The organism is Leptolyngbya sp. DQ-M1 (assembly GCF_039962505.1).
Classification (GTDB): Bacteria; Cyanobacteriota; Cyanobacteriia; order Leptolyngbyales; family Leptolyngbyaceae; genus Leptolyngbya.
Window position 1 is genome coordinate 82,294 of record NZ_JAMPLJ010000002.1, and the last position, 13,639, is coordinate 95,932.

Below are 13,639 nucleotides of genomic sequence, written 5' to 3' on the forward strand. Positions count from 1 at the left end.
AATTTTCTGATACAACTATTCTTAATTCTTGGGCTTGTTCGATTAAATCAAAACTCTAATTCTGTGGATTTAGCAATGCGTTTTTCTACATTAACAGCCTGCACGATCGGGTTAATTTCTGCCTCAAATTCGGTGCAAAAAACAGTGGCTCAAGATGTCGTTGTGCCAGAAGCAATTACCCCGATCGCAACTCAGCCTTCAGTCGCCTCTTCTCAAGCGGTTCCCTCTGCCGTTGTTGAAGCCCCTCGCCCGACTCCAGAATTTTCTCGCAAATCGAGCCAGGTCGCTCAGTCGATTGTGCCCCCTCAAGCCCAACCGCCGCGATCGCAGCAAACGCCGCCTCGATCGCCTAGTCCGGCATCCCCAACGCCACCGGATGTCGTGCTGACTGCAACCGATGTGCAAATTGTCGGTGCCTCTGCCGAACTCCAGCAACTTGTCCGCGCTCAGATCCAAACGCAGCCTGGAGGCAACGTCAGCACCGCCCAACTTCAGCGCGACATCGCCACGATCCTAGAAACGGGCTTGTTTAGTACCGCTACCTTTACCACTCGCACCAATCCCAACGGATTAAGCGTCGTCTTTCAGGTGCAACCCGCGATCGTTCGGGCTCTAAATCTGGTGAATGCTCAGGCGCTGACTCCGACGATCGCCAATCAATTCTTTCAGGCTCAGTTTGGCGCACCCGTTAGTCCAACCGCCATCAATGAAAGCATTCGTCAAGTTAATACTTGGTATCGCCAAAACGGATTTAGCTTGGCGCGAGTGATTGGTGTGGTGCCCAATCGTGAAGGGGTGTTGACCGTAGAAGTGGCAGAAGGTACAGTCTCAAACATTCAAATTCGCTTTACCGACGAACAAGGCAGACCGACCAACGACAAAGGCGACCCGATTCGCGGCAGAACCAGAGAAAGCTTTTTGCAAACTCAAATTCAACTAAAGCCGGGGCAAATTTTCCAAGAGTCCGCTGCCCGTCAAGACCTGCAACGCATTTTACAAACGGGATTGTTTACCAACGGGCGCATTTCTCTTGAAGGCGATGCCCGTCGCACAACGGTTGTCTATAACCTCACCGAAGCCCGTAGCCGCGCCCTAAACGTTAGTGGTGGAATTAACGACGACTTAGGCGTATTTGGCAGTTTCAGCTACAACGACAACAACTTTAACGGAGTCGGACAGCAACTCGGCGGCAATGTCTCGGTTGGAACTCGTGATGTTCAGTTTGATGGGCGATTTGTCAGTCCCTATCGTGAGACTGAGCCGGACAAATTAGGCTACAGCGTCAGTGGTTTTCGGCGACGCGGAATTTCGCGGGTGTTTGACGACGACACCAGCCGATTAGCGAACGGCGATCGCGTCCGGGAAGGTCGCTTCGGTGGAACCGTGGCGGTGAATCGTCCGATCGGGGAGGGTTGGAACGGAACCTTAGGGGTGAACTATACGCGGGTGAGTTTGCGGGATCAGGGTGGAAATGTGGTGAGGCGCGATCGCAATGGTGCGCCGCTGTCATTTAGTGGCACGGGAATTGATGATTTGACGACGGTGAATTTTACGGCGGTGCGCGATCAGCGAAATAATCCCGTCGATCCGTCAAGCGGCTCGATCTTATCGCTGACGACCGAGCAATCGATCCCGATCGGGCGGGGCAGCATTCTTTCCAATCGTCTGCAAGCGAACTATTCGCAGTATATTCCGGTGAATTTCTTTAATCTGGAGAAAATGCAGAACCAGCCGGAAGTGTTGGCGTTTAATGTGCAGGCGGGAACGACGATCGGGGATCTGCCGCCGTACAATGCGTTTTCGCTGGGAGGTGCAAATTCGGTGCGGGGATATGATATTTCCAAACTGGGGATTGGTCGCAGCTTCGTGTTGGCTTCTGCGGAATACCGTTTTCCGATTTACAGCATCATCGGCGGGGCGGTCTTTGCGGATTTTGGGTCGGATTTGGGGTCAGCGAATTCGGTGTTAGGAGCGCCAGGGGAAGTGCGGGGATTGCCGGGAACGGGATTTGGATTCGGGGTTGGGCTTCGGCTGAAGTCGCCTTTGGGGACAATTCGAGCGGGGTATGGAATTAATAACCAGGGTGAAAGCCGACTTCAGTTTGGGTTTGGGGAGAAGTTTTAAGAGGCTTAGGGTTGGCGAGAGTTTTGCTTCGGGTTGATCGGCTGATTGCCCCCTAAATCCCCCACGAGTGGGGGACTTTGAGAAAATTGAGATTTGCCACATTTGTTGCGTGGTTGAATGAGGTACGAACCTGAAGCAAACCTTAAGTTGCGGACTTCCACGTTCCATGAAAGCCGATCGGGATCACTTCGGGTAAGCCTAATCGACACACAGGCTGATCGTTTAAACGATCGCTATCGAAAACCCAAACTTCACTCTGATCGCGATTGCCATCGTAAACAACGGTGATAATCCAACCTTGATTGGCATCGATCGCGTCCGGTGCGTAAATCGGCTCCATCGGGTAGCAATTCTCACCGCAATCTGCTTCAACCAATGCTCCGGTTTTTTGATCAAATCGAGCGATCACGCCCAAGATTTCTTTCGCTGCATCGGCATTCCGACGATGCAGCGAAAGATAGGTCTGTTGCCAGGATTGCCCAACCTCTACGGGTTTGACAACTGGAAATTCACAATGTCGATCGAGCAATTCCTGCTGCTCCAACACCTTTCCAGTGAGTGGATTAACTCGAATTTGCCAGAGTGTCGATCGTGCTGATGTCTGAGTTTTTCCGGTTGCCACTTGTCTGAAATATTCGTTTGTGTTGAAGTCAGCGTAACGAATCACATCAACCACAGCGTGTCCATCCCGATCGACGCAAGCGTTGCCAAAGTGCCATTGATACCAGGGATCGGTTTCGCCTTGGCTAATCAGTTTTAGAGTTTGACGATCGAACACCAAGACCTGAGTTCCTTTCTCTGGTTTCCAGTCAAACGAGTCGCTAAAACTCTTCAGCCGAGTTAACAACAGCAACGGATTTACTCGCACAGGCGGAATGAAGAACAAGAGATACTGTCCTGCCATGACAAAATCATGAATCAGCGGAACTCCATCTAATTTGTGACTGTCCTGTTGTTGTAGCTTGCCGTGGGCATCTATGCGGTACAGATTGAGAATCGTATCTTTCCCGAAGCTGACTCCGAAATTATAAAAATCGCCTGTCTGCGGATCGCGTTTTGGATGTGCGGAAAATGGCAGCGAATCGGATAAGCCTCCCAAATTATCAAGGCTGCGGGTTTGGAGGGTTTCGAGATCGAGCGCATAAGGATGTCCGCCTTCCCAAAGTGCGAGGAGTCGATCGTTCAACGCTAACACCGAAGTATTCGCCGCATTCTTCAATCCTTTAGTGAAGCGATCGATCAGTCCTCCGGGTGGCAACATTCCATATCCGGTGTACATCAACCGTCCAGCGCGTTCTTCGTCGAGAAATTCTGGCGTTTCAACATAGCGATACACACCTGTTGCGCCTGTTTGATCAAAATGCACTCTCAAGATTGCACCATCGCCATCAAACCAATGTCCAACGCGAGTGTTACCCCGCTCTAATCGAGCTGGGCCATTGCGATACAAAGAACCGCGTAATCCTGCGGGAATTGCACCAGAAAGGAGCGGAAGTGTTGTTGGCGCAAATCCTTTTGCTGTATGTAAGACTGATTGATTCCAGGTGTACGATGCCTCTGGCGCAGGAAAACCTGTTCGTGTTGCAGCTACCATAATTCTCTCAATTTAACGATCTTCTGTCTTTGAGTTCGACAGAATGTCGTGTGTCCCTAATACAATCGTACAGCCTTGTTCTTTGGCAGAATCAAGTTCTAGAACTGTATGCAAATCACTCCGATGTCGGGACTGTCTGATACAATGAACGGCGTTGTCAACTAGATGTACATCCTTTGAGCCAATCGATCGATGATCTACCCAAGGTAGACGATTTTCTACAAGAACTTGCCACGATTCAGCAAACAGGGTCGAAGCGGATCGCGATTTTGGGATCGCGTCACGTTCCGATTACGCATCAAACCTTGATCGAACTGATGACCTATGCCCTAGTGCTAGAAGGGAATCGAATTATCACTTCCGGTTCTACGGGAACCAATTTCGCCGCGATTCGGGGAGCGCTACGGGCTGATCCATCGATGCTGACGGTGATTTTGCCGCAAGGACTCGATCGCCAGCCGCGCGAATCGCGTGAGCAGCTTGAAACGGTGATGCACCTGGTTGAGTGCCCAGAGAATAATTCTTTATCGCTGGGTGAAGCGAGTGCGCTGTGTAACCAGGAAATTATTTCGCGCTGTCAGCAATTGATTTCGTTTGCGTTCCACGACAGCCATACCTTGCTGCAAACCTGCCGCGATGCCGAAGATCAGCGTAAAGTTGTGACCCTGTTCTATTTTGATTAACTTATGCTGTTTGGACTCTCTGTTCCAAGTCTGCTGTTGATTGCGATCGCCGTTGCGGTCGTGTGGATTTACTTACCGTTTTTGGTCGTGGCATACGGACGAGTGCAAATCGGCTACAGCAAAGAGATCATGGCGGCTCCTCGCGCTGCGTTTGACAAGCTTCCAGACTATGCAAAACGCGCAACCTGGGCCCACCAAAACGCCCTCGAAGCCTTCCCGATTTTTGCCGCGGCTGCACTGATGGCGTATGTCACCAATCAGACTTCTGAAATCGCAGGATGGGCGGCGATCGTGTGGATTACTGCGCGATTTTTGTTTCCGGTTTTTTATATTTTGAACATTCCAACTTTGCGATCGCTGATGTTCGGAATTGGTTCGATTTGCAGCTTTACGCTAATCGGATTAAGCTTGATCAGCACGCTTTAATTATTGCTTATGGCTTCTACTTTTTCGTTTGATATTGTTAGCGACTTCGATCGCCAAGAATTGGTCAACGCGATCGATACGACCAAGCGCGATGTCCAGAGTCGCTACGATCTCAAAGACACGAAAACGGAGATCGAACTCGGTGCGGATACGATCACAATTAATACCGATAGTGAATTTACGCTGGATGCGGTGCATACTCTAATGCAGCAGCGAGCAGCAAAGCGCAATTTATCGCTGAAAATTTTTGATTACGGTAAGATTGAGTCCGCGAGTGGAAATCGCGTTCGGCAGGAAATTAAGCTGAAAAAAGGAATTAGCCAGGACATCGCAAAGCAAATTACCAAAATTATTCGCGATGAATACAAGAAGGTTCAAGGCTCGATTCAAGGCGATGCAGTGCGCGTTTCGGCAAAATCAAAAGATGATTTGCAAGTGGTGATGCAACGGATGAAGCAAGAAGATTTTCCGGTGGCGTTGCAGTTTACAAACTATCGATAGGGTGTGAAATTTCTGTCGTGTACACCCATCTCTTTTCCGCTTCGTTGCTATCGGCTTCAGCCCCCTAAATCCCCCAAATTGGGGGACTTTGAACTTGAAGAAATCATTGCATTAGAACACTCTTTTTTCTTTAAAATCCCCCAATTTGGGGGATTTAGGGGGCGAAAGATCTCAGCCATCACAGATCGATCAACCTATTTGTACAAGCTAAAGATCGCCAATTCTGGGGGATGTTGAATATTAGTCATTGGATTCGATTACGTCTTGAATTTCTAGCGGGAAAATCACTGTAAAGGTTGATCCTTCTTGAGGTTGGGAGGAAAGATAAATATTGCCTTTCAAGAGTTCCACGAGACGAGCCACGATCGCCAAGCCCAATCCGGTACTATCAGGCGATCGCATCGTACCAACGCGCTCAAACGGAGCAAACAGTCTGATCTGATCTTCTGGATCAATCCCAATTCCCGTATCCGTCACAGAGATCGCCCAGCGATCGTTGGCTAAAGTGCGACTGGTGATCGTGACGCTGCCAAATTCGGTATAGCGCACCGCATTACTAACTAGATTGACAATGACTTGCTGCAACCGATAAGGGTCAGTGATGACTTCGGCTGGAGCTTGATCCAGTTCAGTGATCAATTGCAAGCCACGATCGCTCGCCAAAGGTTGGATGACTTCTAGAACAGCTTGAATCAAAGCAGGCAGGTCGATCACTTCGGGGATCACCTGCATTTTTCCAGCTTCATAGCGCGAGAGATCGAGCGCATCATTGATCAGACGCAGCAATCGTCGTCCACCCCGTAATACTTTCTCGACATGTTCTAAGCTAGCGATAGAATCCCGCGCTTGTTCTTGTCGAGACTGCCGTAAGAACAGATCTGCATAGCCAATAATCGAAGTGAGCGGTGTTTTCAGTTCGTGAGCGAGAATAGAGAGATTATCTTCACTCGATCGTGCTAATCGCTTCAGCTCGGTAACGGTCATGCTGAGTTGGCTTCGCACTTGTTCCAATTCATCTAACCGTTCAGCAACATAGCTTTTGAAGCATTTTGAAATCGCAAGGTCGATCACCGTATCAATCACCATGACTGCACGAAAAATTTCTTCAGACGTGCCTGTGAGTAGCTCGGTGCGAAGACAGTCGAAAATCGTTTTGCGTAAGAGATGGTATTCTTGGGCGATTTCGCTGGGGTCAAAGCCTTGCGCCGCACGCAGGACACCATGAGAAATACTTGCTTTTGCAACTGTCTCATCATCATCGGCTGCTGTTTGCGACATTGTGATCGCCATTGCTATCAACACATCCTCGATGTGATCCTCGATCGCAGTTCGATTTATAGTCGCTGCACTGCGAATGTGGCGATCGTTTCCTACCGCATCTGCCCAGTTTTGCTTGATGCGATCGATGTTATCTTTCAGCAGTTGGCTAAAATCCTGCATAGCAACGGTTAGAAAGCTTTGAGAATTATCACCAAAAAGGCTATCGAAATTAATCTATCATGCGAGTGAAAGTTACTTCAAAGCAGGAATGTTTGGACGTAGGCACAGATAGGCAAGGGGGCCAAATAGCGGAACAAGCGCAATGACCCAAAAGAACTGAGATTGCTGCATTAATCCCCGTCGCGCCATATCATCACTCAGCAAGGTTGGATAGGGAAACAATAGCGTAAATAGTAAAACTGCCAGCGTCATGCCGTGAATAAATTTATCAGTTAGAAAGGATTGAATAAAAGCGCCCCAGTCGCCAAATAGAATCGCGAACAATAGCAATACCAGAGTACTGATGGTCAGAACGATACCTGTCGATCGCGCATCCAACACCGAGAGTAAGGGATCTTTTTCGCCTGAGAACTGTTCATTCGGTTCGCGCAGTGCAAGATAAGGAATCAACGCAAGCACACCTGATGCGATCGACCCTAGCACAAACGCCCAAGCTGGAATTCGCTGCGTTCTACCATCAGCAAAGATTAGACAGCTATAGATGAGTAGCCAGATTCCAACCATGCTGAATATCGACACGACCACCGGATTGAGTAGCGGAATCTGTCCTGATAACAACGTTTGAATGGGCTGTAGCAAGTTAGAGCGCAGAGGTGGAGCAAACCACAGCACATAGACAATAAATCCAAGCCATATCATCCATAAGCCTAGTTTTCGTAGCATTCCCTGCTCCTTATTCATTTGCTTGTGAGCTTCTAAGTTACCTCGAATGACAGTGGGATAGGCATCTTGCTCGTTCTCAAAATTACTCAAGCTCCGAGCAAGATGCCTGACCCGCAGGCGCTTTTATGCTAAGGATTCGCCCGCTTGCATCAATAATTCGCCCAACTGCTCGACTTTAACTGCGATGTCTCCAGTCGCATCGGCTGCGGCTTCCGAAGTATCTTCACCCAAATCCATCAGAATCTCTGAAATTGCAGCAACATCGCCATCTGTTAAGGCTGCTTTGAGAGCGCCGAGATCTTCTGATAGATCAGTGCCTTGAAGCTGCTGTTGCCAACTTTCGATCGCTGCAATCGCTTGCTCGATCGGAATCGAGGTCAGTCCGCCCTGAAGTGCCGAAATCGTGGTATCGACATCAATCGTTTTAATCGAGTCTGCCATAATTGATCATCCTAGGTTTTGTAAAAAATTTTCACAATTGCCTCACACCTGTCTCGATTCTTGCAATCTGTCCTTAGAATTCGTCTTCCTTATGAGGGAGATAGGCGATCGCCTGAATTCCTAGCAATTTCATCTAACTCAGTCTTTGGATTGATACATTTCGCACACAAATCTTTATACAGTGAAACAGTTACTTGCCCTGCGTTGATCTGTAATCATGCGACTTCCGACTTCTGCCCGACTGACGCTCAGCCATCTCGGACTCGCTGGTGTGCTGTTTCTAAGTGGCTGTAACTTGATTCCATCTAGCGATGCTCAGCAACAGCCCAATCGCCAGAATCAGCAAGGAGGAGCGGTTGCAGTGGATGCTGCGGTGGCGGAACTGAGTGCTTTAACAGAAGACCGCAGCTATACAGGAACGACTCGCCCCTTTCGCGAGGTTTCGCTACGATCGCAGGCCGAAGGCAGAATTACAGATATCACGGTGAATGTGGGGGATTCGGTGCGGGCAGGGCAGGTTGTGGCTCAGTTAGACGGCACGATCGCCAACTCATCTGTTGCTCAAGCCGAAGCCGAAGTTGCAGCGCGAGAATCGGAAGTTGCGAGCTTACAAGCAGAAGTTGAAGAAGCCCGAACTCAGGTCGAACGAGCACGATTAGAATTGCAGCAAGCGCGATCGGATTATCAGAGACAAGCGCAATTGTTTCGTCAGGGTGCAATTTCAGAGCAACAAACGGAAACGGCTAGAACCCGTGTCGGAACCGCAGAACAAGCATTACGATCGGCAGAAAAACAAGTCGGAAATCGGCAGCAAGCCGTTACCGCTTCAGCTAGGCGAATTACGGCACAGCAAGCGATCGTCAATCAAGAGCGTGAACGTCAGTCTTACAGCGTTCTCACCTCTCCGGTGAATGGCGCAGTGCTAGCGCGTCCAACGGAACCCGGAAACTTAGCTCAACCGGGAACTGAAGTGCTGCGACTGGGTGACTTTAACCAAGTGAAAGTAGAGGTGCAGGTCTCAGAGCGGGAGTTTGCGAATATTCGAGTGGGGCAGAGAGCGCAAGTTCGGTTAGACGCGCTACCGAATCAGACGATCACCGGAGAAGTCACGCAAATTTCACCTGCCGCAGAAACACGAGCGCGATTGATTCCAGTTGAAGTTACCATTCCAAATCCCAATGGCAGAATTGGCAGTGGATTGTTAGCGCGAGTCAGTTTTCAAACCGGAAATGCTCGGCAGGTCGTGGTTCCAGAGACAGCCACGCAAATCGGACAAAGACCGCAGCAATCATCTGATCAAAATCAAGAGCCACCCAAGTCCGCCACGATCTATGTGGTGACTCGATCGGGGGAGCAAGCCACAGTCAGCCCTCGACAAGTGCAGCTTGGCAAACGGGTAAACGGGCAAGTCGAAGTTTTATCAGGCTTGAATGCGGGTGAATCGTTTGTGGTTCGCAGCAGTGGCAAGTTAGAGGCGGGTGCGCCAGTTCGGTTGAGCATTTTATCGCAAGGATAGAAACATGACAGTGCAGAATCCTCCGTCGCGTGGCTTTAGTATTAGCTCGATCGCGATTCGGCGACACATTGCGACCCTGATGCTAACGCTCACTGTGGTCGTGCTTGGCGTTTATTTTCTATCGAGTCTACAAGTTGATTTGCTGCCTTCGATTACCTATCCCCGAATTGGGGTGCGGGTGCGATCGCCCGGAATCTCGCCGGATGTGGCAGTCGATGAGGTGACTCGTCCACTTGAAGAAGCGCTGTCTGCAACAGAAGGTGTCGTTCAGGTTTATTCACAAACTCGCGAAGGACAAGTCAGCGTAGATCTGTTCTTTCAACCGGGGGGAAATATTGACCAGGCGCTGAATGATGCGACGGCAGCGTTTAACCGAGCGCGGGGGAACTTGCCGGATACGATCGAGGAACCCACGCTCTTTAAAGTTGATCCGTCTCAGCTTCCGGTTTACGAGTTTGCGGTGACGGCTCCTTCTTCTAAGCTGGTTGATTTGCGCGTGTTTGCCGATGAAGAATTGGCGCGGGAATTAGGAGTCGTTGAAGGAGTTGCCGCAGTTGATGTCTCTGGAGGCGTAGAGGAAGAAGTTCGGGTAATCGTGGATCTCGATCGATTGCAGGCACTTGGCGTAGGTTTGAATAGCGTTTTACAAGAGCTAGAAGAAACGAACCAGGATATTTCCGGGGGTCGAATTTTAGGCAAAAATTCTGAACCGCTGACGCGAACGATCGGGCGATTCAAAACCGCAGCGGAAATTCAGGATTTGTCCTTTCAGGCTGCAAATCAATCAACAACATCATCGACAACACAATCTGAAACACAAAATACAACATCATCTCCAACGCAGCCGACAACGCCATTACTCTCTAATCGTGTCAATCTGCGCGATTTTGCCGAGGTTAACGACGGCACTCAGAAACAGCGCGTTTTTGTAAATTTGAATGGTCAGCCTGCGGTAAAAGTGAGTATTCAGAAACAACCGGATGCGAACACCATTCAAGTTGTTGAGGGCGTGAAGCGGCGGATTGAGGAATTACGTCGATCGGGTGTGATTCCGCAAGAGATGCAGCTTCTTTCAACCTTAGACGAATCGACCTTTATTCAAGCATCGCTCAACAGCGTCACCGAAGCAGCGTTATCAGGAGCAGCACTCGCAGCGTTTTCGGTTTTATTATTTTTAGGCTCACTCAGACAGACTTTTATCATTTCACTAACGATTCCACTCTGTACATTAATTGCGATCGCGGTAATGAGACTCAGCGGTTTTTCGCTGAATATCTTTAGTATGGCAGGGTTAGCGATCAGTATCGGTCAAGCTGTGGATACTTCGGTTGTCATTCTGGAAAATATCGATAAAAAGGCTGACGGGCAGGGAGGCACAGCAGGGTTAGCGACGCAAGGAACTGGAGCAGCGATCGATTTAGTTGAAGAGAGTAGTCGTGAGGTCGAGTCCTCGCTCGTTGCGGCAACCGGCGCAAACTTAGTTTCAGTCTTGCCGTTTATCTTAGTTGGCGGCTTTATTTCCCTATTGTTTAACGAGTTGATCTTAACGATTTGCTTTGCGGTTGCGGCTTCGTTGCTGGTCGCAGTGACTGTCGTGCCGATGTTAGCATCGCGATTGTTAGCGATTCGCTGGTCGAGTCGGGTGAATCGCTTTTGGGTGTTTCGTCAGTTTGATCAGCGTTTAACAGGTGGAACCCGACGCTATGCAGGGTTGCTTGCTAAAGCGACCCGCAAACCGCTCCTGGTGATCGTGCTGGCATTTCTGCTTCTCGGCGGTAGCGGTTTGTGGATGGCGGGACGAATTCCACAAGAAATCTTGCCGCGAATTAGTACCGGACAAGCAAATCTATTCGCTCAATTTCCACCGGGAACGCCGATCGCAACCAGCCAAAAAGTTATGCAGGAAGTTGATAAAATTCTGCAAGCTCAACCGGAAACTGAATATGTGTTTACGACGGTGGGTGGCTTTCTGTTTGGCAACAATACGTCTGAGAACCCTCTCCGTGCTTCGAGCAACATCACCCTGAAGTCCGGTACAGATGTCGAGAAGTTTGTTGAAAAGATCAATGGTGAATTTCGCAGGCTTAATTTAGTAGACATTCTTCTCCGGGTCAGTCCGGGACAGGTGCGGGGCTTGATTTTGAACAACTCCCCAGTTCGAGGTGCAGAAATTGATGTGATTTTGCAGGGACAGAATCTTGATCAATTAGAAGCAGCAGGGCGGCAAGTTTTAGGGGCATTATCTCAGTCAACACTCGCCCGATATCGCCCGGATGCGGATCAGCGTCAGCCAGAAATTCAGATTGAGCGCGATCGCGAACGTTCCGCAGAACTCGGACTCAACACACTAGCAGTCGGAGAAACCATTCAGACTGCGATCGAAGGTTCCATCCCAACTCAGATTCAGCGCGGGAATCGCCTGGTGGATGTTCGGGTCGAACTGAATGAAGCAGCGATTCAAAATGCTTCACAAGTTGAGCAGATTCCATTGTTTACTGACGACAATCAATTAGTTCGCCTCGGTGATGTGGCAACTATTCGCACCGGACGCGCACCGGGGCAAATCCAGCGCATCAATCAACGGCAAGTGTTCCAAATTGCTGGCACCTTGAATGAGGGTGCAAATTTGGGAGATGCTTTGGCGGAAGTCGATCGCATTCTTCAAGGGGTTCAACTTCCGGACGGAATTTCTCGCTTACCCAGTAGTGCGGCTGCAAGCAATCAACAGCTTCAAAGTGCTTTACCAGTGTTGGGTGGTTTAGCGGCGTTCCTCGTGTTTGTGGTAATGGCAGTGCAATACAACTCACTGATTGATCCACTGGTGATTATGTTCACGATTCCGCTTGCATTATCCGGTGGCATTATTGGGCTATTCGTAACCAATACTGCGATCGGTGCAACGGTGATTGTCGGTGCAGTCCTACTCGTGGGCATTGTGGTGAACAATGCGATCATCATGGTAGAAACTGCGAATGAAATTTACAACGATGAAGGACTCGATCGCCGATCGGCAATTCTTAGAGCCGCACCCGAACGGTTACGCCCAATTCTAATGACGACTGTCACCACTGTTTTAGGGATCTTCCCGTTGGCGCTGGGATTGGGAGAAGGTAGCGAATTTCTTCAGCCTTTGGGTGTTGTGGTGTTCTCTGGACTATCTTTATCGACATTGCTCACACTGTTCATCATTCCGTGCTTCTATGTGCTGCTGCATCGATGGACAGATGGCGGATTCCACCTCAAATCTCGACGGCAGCGATCGTTGCCCAGAGTTGAAGAGCCTGTTTCGTCTATTTCCAAAGTCTCTCAGGATGGCGTGTCTTAGCTCACCGTTAAGATGTCCGATCGATGATGTGTCCCTATTCTACGGCTTGTCGTTCAGGATGATCGCCGGAGCTAGGGGCAAAACCAATCGGACAAAAGCACCCCTCTAGCTGTACGTCATCACTTGAATCGCTGAGCCTTGCTTCGGCAGATTCGCTCTACTCAACGACAGTGAATTTCCACCTCTTCGCACAGGAGTTCCGCTCATTGCGCTCAAGAACGCATCCAGCCCGCCGATATCACACTCACCCTTCGCCGCTGCCGTTCGATAATACATCGGCACAATCATTTTGGGATTGAGCATTTGAATGGCTTGCTTTGCCTCTTGCGGATCGTAAGCCTTCGCACCGCCGCCAACTGGGATAAATAGTATATCTGGCGAACCGATCAAAATCTTCTGCTCTAATGTGATCGGTGCGGCAGTTCCGCCTAAATGCACCAAATTTAAGCCGCTCTGCGACCAGCGCCATGCAATATTGCGTCCGAAGCGTCTGCCGCCAACGCGATCGTGCTCCGTCGCTACCCCCTGAATCTTCAACCCACCGACGTTATACGCGCCTGCTTCAAACAACAGCTTCGGATTACCAGGGACAACATCGATCGCGCCTTCGTCTAAAATCTGGCTGCTAATCATCACCAAATCTGTAGCCACGTTCGGCAGACGATACCCGGCTGTACAGCCCTGAGCGCGAAATGGATTGACTAAAATTCGTTGCCCGCTTCCGGTGAACAGAAAGCACATATGACCGAGATAGCGCACTGACAGTCCGCCAGACTGCGCCCGTAGGGGCGTGGCGGTCAAACTTGCTGCCAATCCCGCGCCCGCAAATTGAATAAACTGCCTGCGTTTCATACTTCCTCACACCA

At 49.8% G+C, this 13,639-nt stretch carries 11 protein-coding genes; 6 read left to right on the forward strand and 5 right to left on the reverse strand.

Annotated features, from left to right (window positions below):
* Nucleotides 1–75 precede the first annotated feature (75 nt).
* A complete protein-coding gene (locus NC981_RS06415; protein WP_348242113.1) occupies nt 76–2,124 on the forward strand; it encodes a BamA/TamA family outer membrane protein in 2,049 nt (682 codons plus the stop codon).
* A 142-nt stretch (nt 2,125–2,266) separates the two neighbouring features.
* Here NC981_RS06415 and NC981_RS06420 read toward each other — a convergent pair whose 3' ends face one another.
* Nucleotides 2,267–3,718 carry a carotenoid oxygenase family protein gene (locus NC981_RS06420; protein ID WP_348242114.1) on the reverse strand — a complete coding sequence of 484 codons (1,452 nt, stop codon included), beginning with the start codon at nt 3,716–3,718 and terminating at the stop codon, nt 2,267–2,269.
* A 176-nt stretch (nt 3,719–3,894) separates the two neighbouring features.
* Between NC981_RS06420 and NC981_RS06425 the strand changes: the two genes are divergently transcribed.
* The 3 genes from NC981_RS06425 to NC981_RS06435 are packed head-to-tail and all read left to right on the forward strand — an operon-like array spanning nt 3,895 to nt 5,328.
* On the forward strand, nt 3,895–4,401 hold the full coding sequence (locus NC981_RS06425) for a hypothetical protein (protein WP_017291091.1): 507 nt from the start codon (nt 3,895–3,897) through the stop codon (nt 4,399–4,401).
* 3 nt (nt 4,402–4,404) lie between these two features.
* Nucleotides 4,405–4,827 carry an MAPEG family protein gene (locus NC981_RS06430; RefSeq protein ID WP_190379631.1) on the forward strand — a complete coding sequence of 141 codons (423 nt, stop codon included), beginning with the start codon at nt 4,405–4,407 and terminating at the stop codon, nt 4,825–4,827.
* Between the two features lie 9 nt (nt 4,828–4,836).
* On the forward strand, nt 4,837–5,328 hold the full coding sequence (locus NC981_RS06435; protein ID WP_190379632.1) for a YajQ family cyclic di-GMP-binding protein: 492 nt from the start codon (nt 4,837–4,839) through the stop codon (nt 5,326–5,328).
* 240 nt (nt 5,329–5,568) lie between these two features.
* On the opposite strand, the gene NC981_RS06440 is transcribed toward NC981_RS06435, so the two are convergent.
* The 3 genes from NC981_RS06440 to NC981_RS06450 all read right to left on the reverse strand — a co-directional run bounded on the left by NC981_RS06440 (nt 5,569) and on the right by NC981_RS06450 (nt 7,932).
* Complete coding sequence (locus tag NC981_RS06440; protein WP_348242115.1) at nt 5,569–6,768, reverse strand: sensor histidine kinase; 1,200 nt, start codon at nt 6,766–6,768, stop codon at nt 5,569–5,571.
* 72 nt (nt 6,769–6,840) lie between these two features.
* Complete coding sequence (locus NC981_RS06445; RefSeq protein ID WP_348242116.1) at nt 6,841–7,491, reverse strand: hypothetical protein; 651 nt, start codon at nt 7,489–7,491, stop codon at nt 6,841–6,843.
* Between the two features lie 123 nt (nt 7,492–7,614).
* Nucleotides 7,615–7,932, reverse strand: a complete 318-nt coding sequence (locus NC981_RS06450) for a hypothetical protein (RefSeq protein ID WP_348242117.1) — start codon at nt 7,930–7,932, stop codon at nt 7,615–7,617.
* A gap of 217 nt (nt 7,933–8,149) precedes the next feature.
* On the opposite strand from NC981_RS06450, the gene NC981_RS06455 reads away from it, so the two are divergent.
* Together NC981_RS06455 and NC981_RS06460 are read left to right on the forward strand one after the other, a co-directional pair.
* On the forward strand, nt 8,150–9,448 hold the full coding sequence (locus NC981_RS06455) for an efflux RND transporter periplasmic adaptor subunit (protein ID WP_348242118.1): 1,299 nt from the start codon (nt 8,150–8,152) through the stop codon (nt 9,446–9,448).
* Nucleotides 9,449–9,452: 4 nt separating this feature from the next.
* The gene (locus NC981_RS06460; RefSeq protein ID WP_348242119.1) at nt 9,453–12,773 is read left to right on the forward strand and encodes an efflux RND transporter permease subunit; all 3,321 of its coding nucleotides are present in this window, start codon (nt 9,453–9,455) and stop codon (nt 12,771–12,773) included.
* A 105-nt stretch (nt 12,774–12,878) separates the two neighbouring features.
* Here the strand turns inward: NC981_RS06460 and NC981_RS06465 are convergent, their stop codons facing one another.
* Nucleotides 12,879–13,625: an MBL fold metallo-hydrolase gene (locus NC981_RS06465; RefSeq protein WP_348242120.1), complete on the reverse strand. Its 747-nt coding sequence runs from the start codon at nt 13,623–13,625 to the stop codon at nt 12,879–12,881.
* Between the last annotated feature and the right edge of the window lie 14 nt (nt 13,626–13,639).